The 17,323-nt window shown below is 29.0% G+C and carries 13 protein-coding genes; 8 read left to right on the plus strand and 5 right to left on the minus strand.

Translation table 11 applies throughout. The annotated features are described in order from the left end of the window. Positions 1 to 22 precede the first annotated feature (22 nt). Positions 23 to 1,078 (minus strand): hypothetical protein, encoded by a 1,056-nt coding sequence (locus tag ACH2BC_RS06950; RefSeq protein WP_395053266.1) that lies wholly within the window; start codon positions 1,076 to 1,078, stop codon positions 23 to 25. Between the two features lie 105 nt (positions 1,079 to 1,183). Here ACH2BC_RS06950 and ACH2BC_RS06955 point away from each other — a divergent pair, with 105 nt between their 5' ends. Genes ACH2BC_RS06955 through ACH2BC_RS06985 form a run of 7 tightly spaced genes read left to right on the plus strand, consistent with a single transcriptional unit; the run spans position 1,184 to position 7,428 of the window. After that, positions 1,184 to 1,705, plus strand: a complete 522-nt coding sequence (locus ACH2BC_RS06955) for an RNA polymerase sigma factor (RefSeq protein WP_395053267.1) — start codon at positions 1,184 to 1,186, stop codon at positions 1,703 to 1,705. A 44-nt stretch (positions 1,706 to 1,749) separates the two neighbouring features. Then, the gene (locus ACH2BC_RS06960) at positions 1,750 to 2,646 is read left to right on the plus strand and encodes a FecR family protein (RefSeq protein ID WP_395053268.1); all 897 of its coding nucleotides are present in this window, start codon (positions 1,750 to 1,752) and stop codon (positions 2,644 to 2,646) included. Between the two features lie 5 nt (positions 2,647 to 2,651). Continuing rightward, positions 2,652 to 5,198: a TonB-dependent receptor plug domain-containing protein gene (locus tag ACH2BC_RS06965; RefSeq protein WP_395053269.1), complete on the plus strand. Its 2,547-nt coding sequence runs from the start codon at positions 2,652 to 2,654 to the stop codon at positions 5,196 to 5,198. Between the two features lie 58 nt (positions 5,199 to 5,256). Next, a complete protein-coding gene (locus ACH2BC_RS06970) occupies positions 5,257 to 5,637 on the plus strand; it encodes a hypothetical protein (protein WP_395053270.1) in 381 nt (126 codons plus the stop codon). 14 nt (positions 5,638 to 5,651) lie between these two features. Further along, complete coding sequence (locus ACH2BC_RS06975) at positions 5,652 to 6,515, plus strand: DUF5777 family beta-barrel protein (RefSeq protein ID WP_395053271.1); 864 nt, start codon at positions 5,652 to 5,654, stop codon at positions 6,513 to 6,515. An 11-nt stretch (positions 6,516 to 6,526) separates the two neighbouring features. After that, positions 6,527 to 6,871: a hypothetical protein gene (locus ACH2BC_RS06980; protein WP_395053272.1), complete on the plus strand. Its 345-nt coding sequence runs from the start codon at positions 6,527 to 6,529 to the stop codon at positions 6,869 to 6,871. An 8-nt stretch (positions 6,872 to 6,879) separates the two neighbouring features. Beyond that, entirely contained in the window at positions 6,880 to 7,428 is a 549-nt protein-coding gene (locus ACH2BC_RS06985; protein ID WP_395053273.1) for a YceI family protein, read from the plus strand. A gap of 55 nt (positions 7,429 to 7,483) precedes the next feature. On the opposite strand, the gene argS is transcribed toward ACH2BC_RS06985, so the two are convergent. Next, the gene (gene argS, locus ACH2BC_RS06990) at positions 7,484 to 9,271 is read right to left on the minus strand and encodes an arginine--tRNA ligase (protein ID WP_395053274.1); all 1,788 of its coding nucleotides are present in this window, start codon (positions 9,269 to 9,271) and stop codon (positions 7,484 to 7,486) included. Positions 9,272 to 9,484: 213 nt separating this feature from the next. Between argS and ACH2BC_RS06995 the strand changes: the two genes are divergently transcribed. Continuing rightward, positions 9,485 to 14,065 carry a choice-of-anchor L domain-containing protein gene (locus tag ACH2BC_RS06995; RefSeq protein ID WP_395053275.1) on the plus strand — a complete coding sequence of 1,527 codons (4,581 nt, stop codon included), beginning with the start codon at positions 9,485 to 9,487 and terminating at the stop codon, positions 14,063 to 14,065. Between the two features lie 283 nt (positions 14,066 to 14,348). Here the strand turns inward: ACH2BC_RS06995 and ACH2BC_RS07000 are convergent, their stop codons facing one another. From ACH2BC_RS07000 to ACH2BC_RS07010, 3 genes are all read right to left on the minus strand, one after another. After that, entirely contained in the window at positions 14,349 to 15,356 is a 1,008-nt protein-coding gene (locus tag ACH2BC_RS07000; protein WP_395053276.1) for a 3-oxoacyl-ACP synthase III family protein, read from the minus strand. A 185-nt stretch (positions 15,357 to 15,541) separates the two neighbouring features. Continuing rightward, positions 15,542 to 15,871, minus strand: a complete 330-nt coding sequence (locus ACH2BC_RS07005) for a YegP family protein (RefSeq protein WP_395053277.1) — start codon at positions 15,869 to 15,871, stop codon at positions 15,542 to 15,544. Positions 15,872 to 15,957: 86 nt separating this feature from the next. Next, a complete protein-coding gene (locus tag ACH2BC_RS07010) occupies positions 15,958 to 17,226 on the minus strand; it encodes a T9SS type A sorting domain-containing protein (RefSeq protein WP_395053278.1) in 1,269 nt (422 codons plus the stop codon). Positions 17,227 to 17,323 lie beyond the last annotated feature (97 nt).

Raw genomic sequence — 17,323 nt, forward strand, 5'->3', positions numbered from 1 at the left:
TTATTATTTAAATTGATTTGAATTAATTTTTTGTAAAAGTTAAATAATCTGTACCACCATTTCCTCCACTAACATTTTTAAGGACAATTGTTGTACTTGTAAATTCTAATATGCGCCAATCTTCTTCAATTTCATCTAGAATTAATCCATCAAATGAAAGTTCAAATTTATTTTCGCCACTATCGACATAAGTAGACCAAGTTCCGTTTATTGAAGTTGTGTTTTTAACAGCAGTAACAGTTCCGTTAACATTATATGTAAAGTTGTAACCTGCATAAATTAAAGTTTGATCACCATCATCAAAAGAATAAGTAATTCTCCAATTTCCTGTTGTTAAAACACTTGTAAATGTTGGATTATTTCCACCACCACTTCCACCACCAGAAGAATTATCGTCGCAATCGTCTATACTATTTTCTATAAAATCTTGTAGTTGAGCATTATCATTTATAACTACACTTTGACCATTAGAATTAGTAACTGAAATAGGATAATTAATTGTTGCAATTACACCAGACGAAAGTCCTGTAGCAATAAATGCAAAAAGTTGAATATTGTTTTGTATAGTTACTGTTGATGCTTGTTGTGTTGAAGTATTATAAACATTAATAGTTATTGGATAATTTACAGCAATACAATCTATTTCATCAAAGCCATCATCGTCATCGCAATCATCAAGAACATCATCAAGTTGATTCGAATTTGCAATTACTTGCGTGCCAAAATTTTGAAAATTAATTGTTATTGGATATACAAAGTTCACAATATCATCATCATTGGAAAAAGCATTTATTGCATCTTGAACCGTTTGATATTGAGCAGCAGTTGTAACAATAATTTGTTGTAAATTTACAATTACTGTTACAGGTAATTGAATGCTAAAACAACTAGAATTATCTAAAACATTATCGTTAGATGTAGGATTTTGCGATACTCTAGAAATTAAAGTTGTTAATGTCGAGTTAGAAGAAATTACATTATTAGGAACAGTTTCATCAACAATTTCAACTTCTTCTTTTTGGCAATTTGTAAAAACTAATGCAATACAAATTACTAGTAGGTATTTTATTGTTTTCATAATTAAAAATAGATATGGTTTGATAATAAAACAATATAACTTAACTTTACCCTACTTTAATAATTCATTTTTTTATTTATTTAAAAAAAATATCTTTCATATAGTATGGAAAACTCTTTAAATACAGGAATTTGTAAAGAAACTGTTTTTTCTAATTTTTTTAAAAATCACGTAAATTCATTACGAAATTATCTTATTTATAAATTTGGAAATGAGCAACAAGCTGAAGATATAACACAAGAATCTTTTATAAAATTGTGGCAAAACTGTACAGAAGTTTCAGTTGAAAAAGCTAAATCCTATTTATATACCATTGCAAATAATGCATCATTAAATGGTATTGCGCACCAAAAAGTTGTTTTAAATTATCAAAAAAATAATTCTTTAAGTGATTATAATAATGAAAGTCCCGAATTTATTTTAGAAGAAAAACAATTTAAAGATAAATTACTTACTGCAATTGAAAATTTAAACGAAACACAACGAACTGCTTTTTTAATGCACCGAATTGATGGTAAAAAATATTCTGAAATTGCAGAAGAGTTAAATATTAGTGTAAAAGCTGTTGAAAAAAGAATGCATATTGCACTTACAGAACTTAAAAAAGAATTTAAAAACTTTAAGTAGGGTAAACTATACTTAAACTGTTTCATTAAAGTGATACTAAAATTATGGAAGAGAATTACTTATTGGCCAAATGGATAAATGATGAAATGAGCGATGCTGAATTGAAAGAATTTAAGCAAAGTGATGACTATCATTTATATGAAAAAATAAAGAACTATTCTGCTTCCTTAGAAACATCAAGTTTTAATGAAAACGAAGTTCTTGCTACTATCTTGTCATCTAAAAAATCCACTCCAAAAGTTATTTCTTTCTACAACAACTGGTTTGTAAAAATTGCTGCAATACTTGTTCTAGCATTTGGTTTATTATTTACTTTTAATACCTTTTCAAACGAAGAATATATTGCAAAAAATGGAGAAAAAAACAACTTTTTATTACCAGATAACTCTCAGGTTTTTTTAAATTCTGGATCGCAAATAGAATATAAAAATTGGAATTGGGAAGACAATAGAACTTTAAATTTAACTGGCGAAGCGTATTTTAAAGTTGCCAAAGGCAAAAAATTTGAAGTAAAAACTTCATTAGGTAAAGTTACAGTTCTTGGCACGCAATTTAATGTAAAAGCAAGAAAAAACAGGTTTGACATTAGTTGTTTTGAAGGAAAAGTAAAAGTAAACTACAACAATCAAGAAATTATTTTAACTAAAGGTAAAACAGTTTCATTTGAAAATAATAACAGGATTATTGACAAAAATATTACTAACACAATTCCGTTTTGGAAAAATAATGAAATGGCATTTGAATCTGATAAAATCAATACTATTATAGAAGAATTACAACGAAATTATGCAGTTACAATTGACTTTTCTAAAATAAAATCAGATCAATTGTTTACAGGAAAAATTCCTATGAACGATATAGATGTTGCTTTAAAAATAATTGCCTCAAGCTATCATTTACAATTAAAAAAAGTAAATAATTCTAATTATATTTTTGAATAAAGTAAATGATAATAAAGAAGTTTTTTTATGTACTAATTATAAATTTATTTTTTGTTACGAGTAGTTTTTCTCAGAACAAAGAAGAGTTGGTATTGCTAAAAAACATTTTACTTTCAATAGAAAAACAACATAAAGTTACGTTCTCGTATATTGAAGAGGAAATTACAATTTTTAAAATTATTTCGCCACCAAAAAGTTTAACTTTAGTAGAGAAATTGAATTATTTATCAGATAGAACTAAGCTTGAATTTAAGATAATTTCTGCAACCTATATTTCTGTAATTAACAATAAAAATCTCGACAAACCTTTGTGTGCTTTTTTATTAGATAATGAAACCAAACTGCCTATAGTTTCTGCTAATGTTTCTTTAAAAGATGTTGCAATTACTATAATAAGTGACGAAAACGGCTATTTTGAACTTAAAAATAAATTGCCAAATTTAATTGTAATTTCTCATGTAAATTATGAAAATCTACTCGTTAAACCAGAAGATTTATACAAAGAAAATTGCCCAAAAATATACTTAAAACCTATTATTAATGAACTTGATGAAGTAGTAACGCAAGTATATTTAACCAAAGGTATTTCTAAAAAAATTGATGGAACTTATGAAATTAAACCTAAAAAATTTGGACTATTACCTGGACTTATTGAAGTTGATATTTTTCAAACTTTAAACCAAATTCCTGGTATAACAAGTGTAGACGAAACCATTTCTAACATTAATGTTCGTGGCGGAACGCACGATCAAAATTTATTTCTTTGGAACGGAATTCGGCTTTTTCAAACTGGTCATTTTTTTGGATTAATTTCTGCTTTAAATCCCAATTTGGCACAAACAATTAAAGTCACAAAAAATGGAAGTTCTGCCTTTTATGGAGAAAGTGTTTCAAGCGTTGTTGATATTTCTACACACGCAACTTCTATAGAAAACAATGCGTTTTCTGTAGGTTTAAATATGATTAATGCCGATGTTTATGCAAAATTTAAAACATCAAAAAATGCTAATTTAGAACTTAGCGCAAGACGATCTCATACCGATTTTTCTAATTCTCCTACCTACAGAAGTTACTACAATAGAATTTTTCAAAATACTGCCGTTACCAATTTAAACAACAACGAATTGATTAATTATGCTAACGATGAAGACTTTTATTTTTATGATTTTACAGTTCAATACAAACAAAAAATTAATTCTAAAATAGATTTTTTATTTGATGCAATTGCAATTTCAAACTTGTTAGATTTAAAAGAAAGCAAAAAAGAAAACAATATTGTTATCTCTAAAAATAGTTTCTTAGAACAACAATCACTAGGCGCAAATGTTGCTTTAAAAATTAATTGGAATAAGAAAACGTTAACCGAATTAAATTTTTATAGTTCATTTTACGAAGTATCATCAGAAAATCAATCTATTCAAAATAATCAAATTTTTAACCAAGAAAATACCATTTTAGATACAGGATTTCGTTTAAAAAATAGTCATCAAATAAATACAAAATTGCAATTTAACTCTGGTTATCAGTTTAATGAAATCGGAATTAGAAATTTTGATAAAATCAATAGTCCATTATTTTCTAGAAAAATTAAAGATGTTTTAAAAATGCACGCCATAATTACAGAACTTAATCATATTAGTGACAATAAAAAATTAAAAACAACTTTTGGTATTAGACAAAATTATATTGAAGAATTAAAAACTTATTTATTTGAACCAAGATTGCAATTTAATTACTCGTTTTCTAATTCATTTTTTGTAGAAATTCTTGGCGAAAAGAAAAGTCAAGTTACTTCTCAAATTGTAGATTTACAGCAAGATTTTTTAGGAATAGAAAAAAGAAGATGGATTTTGGCAGATAATGAATCCGTTCCTATTATTAAAAACAATCAAGTTTCTGTAGGTTTTACTTTTAAAAAAAACAATTGGTTACTTAGTTTAGAAAATTTTTTTAAAACCGTAAACGGAATTTCTAGCAGAAGTCAAGCTTTTCAAAACCAATTGGAATTTGAAAAAATCAATGGAAGTTATAGCGTTTTTGGAACCGAATTTCTTATTCAAAAACAATTGAATAAGTTTACAACTTGGTTAAGTTATTCGTATACCAATAATGATTATAATTTTGAAACCTATTCAACTCCAATTTTTCCAAATAATTATGAATTAAAACACAATGTTGCAATGGCATTAATTTATGATTATAAAAAATTAAAAATTGCGGTTGGATCCAAATGGTTCTCGGGAAAAACAAATACAACTCCGTTAAGTAATACGCCAATTTTTCCTACTCCAGAAAATCCAGAAATAGATTACAATAAACCAAATTCTACGAATCTTGAAGATTATTTTCAAATGAATTTTTCTGGTAGTTATGGAATATCAATTGGTCAAAAATCTCAATTATTGTTTGGGTTTTCTGTTCTAAATCTTTTGGATGCAAAAAGTAATATAAATGAGAATTATAGATTAAATAGAAACACAAATTCTATAGAACAAGTAAACACATTTTCGTTAGAACGAACATTTAATACATTTTTGAGATGCAATTTTTAAATTAAATAATTTTTAATAATTATATTTACGTTTTTAAAATTCTAAACTACTATTAATTATGAATAGAAGACTACTAATCGGAATTATATCAATATTTTTTATACTTGTATCGGTTTATCTATATATTATGTATGGTGGAGGAAGAAATTTGGCAAGTGAAAAAGCAGAATTTACAGTTTCAACATCAGATATCTCTAAAGAATACAGTACTAATATTGATGCTTCTAATAAAAAATATATAGAAAAAGCAGTTGCTGTTACAGGAAAAATTATTTCAATTGATGGCAATCAAGTTATCTTAGAAAATGCAATTGTATGCAACTTTAATGCTGCCGAAACTAAAATAAAAGTTGATGACGTAGTAACAATAAAAGGAAGAGTTGTTGGTTATGACGACTTAATGCAGGAAATAAAATTAGATCAATGTTTTATTGATTAGAATAAATGGTAACTATGAATTTTAAAAAAATTATTTGCTTTTTTATACTATTAACTTATACTTTTTCTTTTGGTCAAGAGGACTTATTTAAAGAATTAGACACCATAAAATCTGATAAAAAAGAAATAGAAACTGCAGCTTTTAAAGCATTACAAATTGCTACAATGCAGTCTACTAAATTACCAGTAAAAGGCGATTGGTATTTTCTTGTTGCACACAGATTTGGAGATTTATCTAACGGATTTGATAACTTTTTTGGGTTTGACAATGCATTAACCAAACTAGGAGGAATTTATGGTGCAACCAATTGGTTGTCATTAGGTTTATCTAGACACACTTACAATAAAACCTATGAAGTTGGAGTTAAATATAAACTAGCCAATCAAGAAATTGATGGTTTTCCTGTAACAATTGTTGGTTACAATACCTTAGATATTAATAGTGAGTTGAGTAAAGATATATATCCAAATTTAGAATTTTCGCAACGAATGGCTTACTCAACGCAACTTTTAATTTCTAAAAAGTTTTCTGAAATTTTTTCGGCACAAGTTGCTTCTATTTATGTACACAAAAATTTGTATGATGCTGTTTCTGATCAAAAAAGTACTTTTTTACTTGGTGCTGGCGGAAGATATAAAATTACAAAAAGAATGAGTATCAATTTAGAATATGCAGCCAGATTAAAAGTGCCAAAAGTGGATACTTTAAATAGTAATCCGTTAACTCTTGGGTTAGATATAGAAACTGGAGGTCACGTTTTTCAATTGGTTTTTTCTAACAGTCAGCCAATGAACGATATTTCAGTTTACACCAATGCTAATGGAGATTGGACAAAAGGAAAAGTTTATTTTGGATTTAATTTATACAGAGTTTTTTAAATATCAATGCTATGAAAAATAATAAACTTCTTGTAATGCTATTTTTAGCAGTACTTTTTGCGTCTTGCGAAAGCAAAACCTATGATGAAATTGGAGCAAAAATTTTAAATCCAACTTACGTTGCCAATGTTGCACCAATTGTTAGTAACAGATGTTTAAATTGTCACGCAAGTGGAAATGAATTTCCAACTTTAGAAACTTACGCGCAAGTAAAAGACGCAACCCAAAACGGAAATGTAATTTGTAGAATTGATACACAGTCTTGCGGTAATGTTATGCCACAAACAGGTAGAATGGATCAAAACACAATAGATTTAATTAAATTATGGGCAACCAATGGATATACAAACCAATAAATAAATTTATGAAAAAGTATTTAATTCTAGTTTTTAGTTTTGCTCTAGCGCAAAGTGTATTTTCTCAAAAAATGATGACACGAAATGGCGAAATAAAATTTGAAGCATCAATGCCATCGTTTGAAGAAATTGCTGCAGTAAATAAATCGGCATCTTGTATTTTTGATCAAAAAACTGGAGAATTTGTAGTTTTAGGATTGGTTAAAGAATTCAAATTTAAAGTGCCATTGATGGAAGAACATTTTAATGAAAATTATATAGAATCGTCTAAATTTCCTAAAGCGTCTTTTAAAGGAAAAGTTGTAAATTATGATGCAACTAAAATTACTTCTACTAAAACCGCTTACGATTTAGAAGGCGATTTAACTCTACATGGTATTACTAAAAAGATTAAAACCAAAATTTATTTATCTTTAAAAGAGGGTAAAGTTGTGGCAACAAGCAATTTTAATGTAAAAGCCAAAGATTATTCAATTGCAATACCAAGCTTGGTAAAAAATAAAATTGCCGAAGACATTAAAATTGGAATTAACTTTTTGCTAGAAGTTAAGAAGTAAAAATATAAAGTATTAAAAAAGGTTGCTAATAAATTTTAGCAACCTTTTTTAGTTTTTACATTCGCTCTGGAACTTCAATTCCAAGTAAAGAAAAAGCCAATTTTATAGTATCGGCAACTTTTTGAGAAAGTTGAACTCTAAATACTTTTTTATCATGGTTTTCTTCGCCAAGAATAGAAACAGTTTGATAAAAAGAATTGTATTCTTTAACCAAATCATAAGTATAATTGGCAACTAAAGCTGGACTGTGATTGTGAGCTGCACTTTGTATAACTTCTGGAAAAAGTGATAATTGTTTAATTAATTCTTTTTCTTTTACATGCAAAGGTTCTTCATTATCGTTCAGAATGACAGATTGGTAATCAAAATTAGCTTTGCGCAAAATAGATTGAATTCTAGCGTAAGTATATTGAATAAATGGTCCAGTATTTCCTGCAAAATCTACAGATTCTTCTGGATTAAATAGAATTTGTTTTTTTGGATCTACTTTTAAGATGTAATATTTTAATGCTCCAAGACCAATTGTAGTGTATAATTTTTCTTTTTCGTTAATTGAATAGTCTTCTAATTTACCAAGTTCTGATGAAATTCTTCCTGCTGTTTCTATCATTTCTTGCATTAAATCGTCAGCATCTACAACAGTTCCTTCTCTAGATTTCATTTTGCCAGAAGGCAATTCTACCATTCCATAAGACAGATGATATAAGCTTGCTGCCCAATCAAATCCTAGTTTTTTCAAAATTAAAAATAACACTTTAAAATGATAATCTTGCTCGTTTCCAACTGTGTAAACCATTCCGCCAACATCTGGAAAATCTTTCACACGTTGAATTGCGGTTCCAATATCTTGCGTCATATAAACTGCAGTTCCATCAGATCGTAATACAATTTTTCTATCTAAACCATCTTCGGTTAAATCTATCCAAACTGAACCATCGGCATCTTTTTCAAAAACACCTTTTTCTAAACCCAATTGAACTACTTCTTTTCCTAATAAATAGGTATTGCTTTCATAATAATAGGAATCGAAATTTACACCTAAATTTTTATAAGTTGTTGCAAAACCATCATAAACCCATTGGTTCATAGTTTTCCATAACTCAATTACTTCTGGTTTTCCTGCTTCCCAATCTAGTAGCATTTGTTGTGCTTCAAGAATAATTGGAGCTTGTTTTTTAGCTTCTTCTTCAGTTTTACCATTAAAAACTAAAGTTGCAATTTCTTCTTTATACACTTTATCAAAAGCTACATAAAAATTTCCAACCAATTTGTCACCTTTCAAACCAGAATTTTCTGGAGTTTGATCGTTTCCAAATTTCTGCCAAGCCAACATTGATTTACAAATATGAATTCCTCTATCGTTTATGATTTGTGTTTTGTATACTTTTTTTCCAGAAGCTTTTATAATTTCGGCAACAGAATATCCTAATAAATTATTTCTAACATGACCAAGATGCAAAGGTTTATTGGTATTTGGCGAAGAATATTCTACCATAATCGCTTTATCATTTGCTACAGCAGTACGTTTTCCAAAATCTTTATTGTCCTTTATTTCATTAAAAAAAGTAACATAATAATCATCAGAAATTACAATATTTAAAAATCCGGCAACAACATTAAATTTAACAACTTCCTTTACATTTTCTACTAAATAAGTTCCAATTTTAGAACCAATTTCGGCTGGATTTCCTTTTATTAGTTTTAATAACGGAAAAATAACTACGGTAATATCGCCTTCAAAATCTTTCCTTGTAGCTTGAAATTCTACTTTTTCGATGTTGATTTCGAAAAGTTCATTAACCGCTTTTTTAATACTTGGATTTAAAATTTCTTGTAGTGACATTATATAGTTTTTAAGCATGCAAAGATATATTTTAATTAGAAAAAATGTATTTAAAAACAGATGATAATGATTTGAAAAATAAATAGTTTTGTAGAATTAATTCTATTTGTAAGATTATAAATATTATTTTATAAAATATTTACACATAAACGATTTTATTTGCATTTAAACGATATACATTGTAGTATTGTTGTGTTAAACTATTCATCCCAAATGAAAAACACTTTTACCCTACTATTTTGTATTTTTTCCTTATCGTTTTACTCCCAAAGTATTTCGGTTAACACTAATACCTACACAGTTCCGCAATTAGTTAACAACGTGTTAATTAACTCACCATGTATCAATGCAACAAATATCACTTGGCGCACAGGAACTAATTTTGGCTCTACAAACGGAATTGGATATTTTGAAAATACCAATCCCAATTTTCCTATGCAAAGTGGTGTAATTTTAACTACTGGAAATGTAAATCAAGCCGTTGGTCCTAATGCTACTATACTTTCTGCTGGAAATGCTTCTTGGACTGGAGATGCATCATTAGAGGCAACTTTGGCTGCGGCAGGAATTACTATGACATCGGCAAATGCAACCGTTTTAGAATTTGATTTTGTTCCACTATCACCACATTTTGATTTTGATTTTCTATTTGCATCGGAAGAATATGGTAATTTTCAATGTCAATTTTCAGATGCTTTTGCTTTTCTATTAACAAATACAGTAACTGGTGTTACAACTAATTTAGCAGTTGTTTCAGGTACAAATACACCAATATCTGTTGTTACCATTAGAGATTTTTTATACAATTCTACTTGTGCTTCTGCAAATTCACAGTATTTTGGATCTTTTAATGGAGGTTCTAATGCTGCAAATTCTGCTACAAATTTTAATGGACAAACTGTTGTATTAAATGCATCGGCATCATTATCGCCAAATATTCCTTATAAAATAAAATTGGTTATTGCAGATAGAAGTGATTATCAATCGGACTCGGCAATATTTTTATCTTCAAATAGTTTTAATATTGGTCAAGAAGTTTTAGGAAATGATTTAACAATTGCTAACAATACTGCAATATGTTTTAACCAAACTACACTTTTAGATTCTGGTTTAAATCCAACATTATATAGTTTTGTTTGGAAAAAAAATGGAGTTGTAATTTCTGGTCAAAACAATCCAACATTAACGGTTTCTCAACCTGGAACTTATGAATTGACTTATGCCAATGCTTCATTTCCATGTCAAACGGTTACAGATTTTGTAATAGTAGAGTTTTTACCATCGTTTACGTCATCCAATCCTAAAAATATTTATAAATGTGATAATGGTTCTAGTACTTACAATTATGATTTATCAATAAACACTGCTTATATGAATATTGGTACAAGTCCACAATTGGTTTTGTCTTATCATACTTCAATTGCTGATGCAAATAATAATGTAAATGCATTGCCATTAAATTATTCTAGCGCGCCAAATACAACAGTGTATGTTAGAATTAATAACCCAAATGAAGTTGGATGTTATGTTGTAAAATCATTTGAATTATTAGTTACAAACGCTCCAATTGCCAATCAACCAAGTAATTATGTAAAATGTTCTAGTAACGTAATTACAAGTGAAGCAAGTTTTTCTTTAGAAAATTTAAACAGTCAAATATTAAATGGTCAATCTATAAATTTATATAATGTAGTTTATTATTCAACATTGGCAGATGCAAATGCAGGAACAAATCCGTTACCATTTAATTATACTTCTAGTGGCGCGACAATTTATCCAAGAGTTCAATTACTTGATGATCCAACTTGTTTTGCAGTTACAAGTGCAAATTTAATAGTTTCAGCATTACCACTTGTTGACTCTCTTGAAGATGTAATTACTTGTGACAGTTATACATTGCAACCATTAAATAATGGAAATTATTTTACAGGATCAAACGGTTCTGGAACTGCATTATTTGCTGGCGATATTATTACAGTTTCACAGTTAATTTATATTTACAATACTAGTACTGCAACTCCAAGTTGTCCTAATGAGAGTAACTTTATGGTTTTAATAATTGAACCAGATCAATTTACTATTGGTTCAGGAATATACTGTGATAGCTATACTTTACCTGCTTTACAATTTGGTAACTATTTTACCGAAACAGGCGGAAATGGTTCTATGATTCCTGGTGGAACAGAAATTACTACCAATCAAACTGTTTATTTTTACTTTCAATCAGTAACGCCACCATTTTGTGTATTGGATTTATCTTTTACAATAGAAATTGTACAATCTCAAGATGTTCCGATTTTTACAAATGCTTTTGATTGTACTTCCTATATTTTACAACCATTAACTTTTGGAAATTATTATGATGCAGCTGGCGGAACTGGAAATCAAATTCCTGCTGGAATAGCAATTACCTCATCGCAAACAATTTATATTTTTGGTCAAACTGCCAATTGTGTTAGCGAATCAAGTTTTCAAGTAGTTATTGGAATTGATTTTCCAACTTCAATTACAAAATGTGCGCAATATGTTTTACCACAACTTGCAGTTGGAAATTATTTTACTGGACCAATGGGAACTGGAACTCAAATTGCTGCCGGAACAATTATTAATACTACGCAAACAATTTATGTATATGCAGTTAGTCAATCGCAACCCAATTGCACAGATAATTATAATTTTACAGTAACCATACAACTTCCAGTTATTGAAGTTCCAACAATTACAGTTGCTTGTGAAAATTATGTTTTACCAAATATTCCAATAGGAAATTATTTTACTGGTTCTGGCGGAACAGGAACTGCGTTATTTGCTGGAAATGTTTTAACAACTTCGCAAACAATTTATATTTATTTGAATGATAATAATGGTTGTACAAACGATGTTTCATTTAATGTAACTGTAAATTTACCTCCATTTATTGATTCAAGATCAGAAATTGATGCTTGTCATTCGTACACATTAACAAATTTAGTAAATGGAAATTATTTTACAGCACCAAACGGAACAGGAACGATGTATAATGGTGGAACTGTTTTAACAACTTCGCAATTAGTTTATATTTATGCTGTGGCAAATGGATGCGTAAATGAAACCAATTTTCAATTAAATATTTTTACAATTGATGCTCAAGTTGTGGCAAACGAAACTCATTGTGATAGTTATGTTTTACCAGCTTTAACTGGAAGCAATAAATACTATACGCAACCAAATGGTCCATTTGGAACTGGAACTCAAATTGCTGCTGGAACAACTATAACTTCTACTCAAACAATTTATATTTTTATAGAATCTGGAGAACGAATTAATTGTACCAACGAAAGTAGTTTTGTTGTAACAATTAATAAAACTCCTGTAATTGGTACTATTCCAAATGTAACTGTTTGTAATTCATATACTTTACCAAGTTTAACAGTTGGGAACTATTTTTCACAATCTGGTGGAATTGGAGCAGAGATTTTAGCAGGAACAGTTTTAACTACTAATCAAACTTTATTTGTTTATGCCCAAACTGGTACAACTCCAAATTGCTTTGACGAAAAACTATTTAGTGTAACTATATTTAATGTAGATCAATTGCAAGATGTTACTATTTGCGAAAGCTACATTTTACCAACTTTATCAGTAGGAAATTATTATAATGGCGCAAACGGAACTGGTGGAATGATTGCACAAGGAAGTTCAATTTCTACTAGTAAAACTATTTATGTATTTGCAAATTCAGGATTTAATCCGAATTGTTCTGATGAAACTCAGTTTGATATAACCATTATTGATACTCCAATTGCAAATTCAGTTCCAATAATAATGAGAACCGTTTGCGATGAAGATGGATTAAACGATGGAATTACAGCTTTTAATTTGGCGCAATTAAATGCAACTATTTTAGGAAATCAAACAGGAAGTGAATTTAGTATTACTTATTTTGCCACTTCTCAAGAAGCTAATGCTAATATAAATACTATTTTAAATACAACTTCTACAACAGCATTTGTTAGAGTTAGTAATAGTTTAGCTCCAAATTGTTATGACGTAAAACAGATTACGATAATTGTAAATAAATTACCAAAACCAACACCTAAAGATGGAATTGTGTGTATTGACAGTAAAACCAATACGTTATTAAATCCGTATGTATTTATGTCAGGATTATCATCAAGTACTCACACATTTCAATGGTTTAATGCAACAGGAATTCAAGTTGGAACTGGCGCAAATTATCAAACTAACGTAGCTGGAACTTTTAGTGTAATTGCTACAAATACTATTACTGGTTGTGTTTCTGCCGAAGTTTTTGCTACAGCAAATGCATCTGAGCCAGCAATTATAGCGTATACAGTTAATGAAGATTTTGCCAATAATCAAGTTGTAACAATTGAAGCAACTGGAACTGGTGGCGATTATGAATATCAGTTAGATGATGGTCAATTTCAAGACAGTCCAATATTTGATCATGTAATGTCTGGAATTCATATCATAACTGTTAGAGATAAAAACGGTTGCGGAACAACATCTGTTGAAGCAATTGTGGTAAATTATCCTAAATATTTTACTCCAAATGGCGATGGATTTAATGAAACTTGGAATATTGTAGATTTATCTGAACAGCAATTTGCAACAATATATATTTATGACCGATACGGAAAATTATTAAAACAAATAAAACCATCTGGTCAAGGTTGGGATGGAATGTACAACAATCAAATACTGATTGCTGACGATTACTGGTTTACTATTTCTTACTTAAAGAATGGAGAATCTAAAGAATTTAAAGCCCATTTTACATTGAAACGATAACTGCCAAAAAACAATACCATTTGAACTAAAAAACCTCGAAGTGCAATTCGAGGTTTTTGTATTTTATTTAAACTTGATTTCTATTCTAATTTTATTTTGTTGTGATGCTTTTCCATTCTGACAAAGAAAGAATCTCCACAAACAATTCAAGTAAAAAAACAAAGAGATTCTTCCTTCGTCAGAATGACAAATAATGCGATTACTTTCATCGATAACTATTAATATTATGGTATTTGAAAAACCAACTAAAAAATAATTAGATTTGCGTTTAAATTGTAAATTCCTACCATTTAATTATAGCACTTGCCCAAGTAAATCCGCTACCAAAAGCAGCAAGTACAACAGTATCTCCAGATTTTATTTTTCCTAATTCCCAAGCTTCTGTAAGAGCAATTGGAATTGAAGCGGCAGTTGTGTTTCCGTATTTTTGAATATTATTAAAAACTTGATTGTCTGTTAATTTAAATTTTTGTTGTATAAATTGCGAAATTCTAAGATTAGCTTGATGTGGAACCAACATATCAATATCGGAAACTTCAAGATTATTGGCTGCTAAACCTTCCATAATTACCTCACTAAAACGAACCACCGCATTTTTAAACACAAATTGTCCGTTCATATAGGGAAAATAACTTTCATCATTTGGATCATTATCTGCAATAATATCTGTTACCCAACGACTTCCCATTCCTGGTGCTTTTACAATTAATTCCTCAGCATGCAAACCTTCACTATGCAAATGTGTAGAAAGAATTCCTTTAGATAAATCTTCTTCTCTACTCACAACTGCTGCGCCTGCACCATCACCAAAAATTACAGAAACTCCTCTTCCTCTATCAGTCATATCCAATCCTGTAGAATGCACTTCACTACCAATAACAAGAATATTTTTATACATTCCAGTTTTAATGTATTGATCTGCAACCGATAATGCATAAATAAATCCCGAACATTGATTTCTAACATCTAATGCGCCAACAGTTCGTAAACCTAAATCTCTTTGTACCAAAACTCCTGGACCAGGAAAATAATAATCTGGACTCAACGTCGCAAAAACAACAAAATCTATATCTTCGTTAGCAACTCCTGAACGTTCAATTGCAATTTTGGCAGCTTTTACTCCCATAGTTGTAGTTGTATCTTCTCCTCTAATAATGTGGCGGCGCTCTTTAATTCCGGTTCGTTCTTGAATCCATTCGTCGTTAGTATCCATAATTTTGGATAAATCGTTATTTGTTACAACATTTTCTGGAACGTAATATCCAAGACCAGCTATTTTAGAATGATACATATTTTATTTATTTAGCAAATTTAGTAGCACAAATTTAGTCATCTTTTAAAACCGATGCTATTCTTGATACAAATATTTAACAATTGTTAGATTTTTAAATTTTAAGTAATGAAGTTTTTTTCACTTTTTTCAATAAAAAAACCAATCTAAATTAATAAATTGGTTCATAGTGAATTTTATAAAAATTATTCTACTTCTTCTACAGTTGCATCTGGTGCATTTTTCATTACAGAAGCAATTCCGTTATCTCTTGAAGCTACACTTTCGTACATTTCACTGTTTCCAATAACTTGTCCGTTTCCAGCTTTTAAATTAAAGTAAGGTTGACCACTTTTAGCTTCTAGTTTATCAAATCTTCCTTCGTCTTGAGAGTTTTTTCTAACAGATTCTATTCCGTTTTCGCAAGCCGCTTTAGTTTTATAACCTTCACTTCCTAAGATTGTTTGACCGTTACCTGCTTTTAAATTGAATTGAAATTCGCCGTTTTTTCTAGTTGAAATTACAAATTTTCCCATAATTGTATTTTTAGTTTGTTAAGTAAATAGGAACTAAAATTATATTTTTTTTTCTAATTTAACAAATAATCATTGTACAATTAATTCTACTTTATAATTTTGATAGATTGTCTACCAGTATTTGTATGTAAATTTAAAATGTAAATTCCACTAGAATAAGGAAAATCAAAAGTGTAATTTTTAGTTTGTGGAGATGAAATTAAATCTTTTTTAAGTTCTGATAATAATTGTCCTGTTGAAGAATATAATCCTAAAATTAAATTATCACTACCAATAAAATCTATTGAAACATTTAATTTATCTTTTATTGGATTTGGAGCAACGCTAACCTTTAAAGGAACTCTAGCTTGCTCTTGAAAAGTTGTTGTTGATAAATTGTTTGTCATTTTATATATCGTAGTTCCACAAGCATACGCTAGCACATCTGAAAAAAATATAATTCTATTTAAATTACTTCCTACTGTAGTATTTGTCCAAGTGTCACCACCATCAAAAGTTTCAAAAAAACCAGTCTGATGTCCTCCAATCCAGCCATGATTTTCAGTTACAAAGCCAATTGCTTGAACATTTATATCTGGTACATTTTTAGATATCCAATTACTTCCACCATCAACGCTTTTAACCATTCTACCATTATTAGGAGCAAAAGATTCTACAGATCCAAAAATTACATTATTGCCAGAATTTAATAAAATTTGAAGTTTCCAAACATTTTCTCCTGCAATTGTTCCGTTATATAATGTAGTCCAAGTTGTTCCGCCATCAATAGTTTTTAAAATTACTGCTCCATTAGAATTACCACCTGCAGCAAAACCAATATTTTCATCTAAAAATAAAACCTCTACCAAAGTAGTGGCATAAGCACTCATATCAATATGTTGCCAAGTCGTTCCACTATCTGTAGATTTTATAATAAATGCTGGACCAAAATAAGTACCACAACCATAAATTGTTGAAGTTCCAACTGCATCCATACCACATATTGCAGGAGGATTTGGAGAAATAGTAGTTACCTCATTCCAAATTGTTCCACCGTCTATAGATTTAAAAAATGAACCACTTAAAGTTCCTAAAAATCCTATATTTTCATCAATAAATTCAACATTTCTAAAATATAAAAATCCACCCAAACCACCATTTGCAATTTGCTGTGTCCAAGTTACACCACCATCTGTAGTTTTAAAAAGTGCCGAATAATATCCTTTAATTGCCCAACCTAAATTTTCATTTAAGAAAAAAACATCATCAAATCGCTGACCGTTTACATCGGTAGGAATTGTTGTAATTGGCGACCAACTAAGTTGAGCATTTGAAAATGAACTTACTAGTACTAATAAAATGTAAAACTTTTTCATCAATAAATATTTTTGTAAAGATAAATGATTTATCAATAGTATAAAAATTGTTAAAACTTTAAAACAAATTATTTATGTAACAAGTTTGTCTTATTTT

This window comes from Flavobacterium sp. (genome assembly GCF_043760115.1).
Taxonomy (GTDB): Bacteria; Bacteroidota; Bacteroidia; order Flavobacteriales; family Flavobacteriaceae; genus Flavobacterium.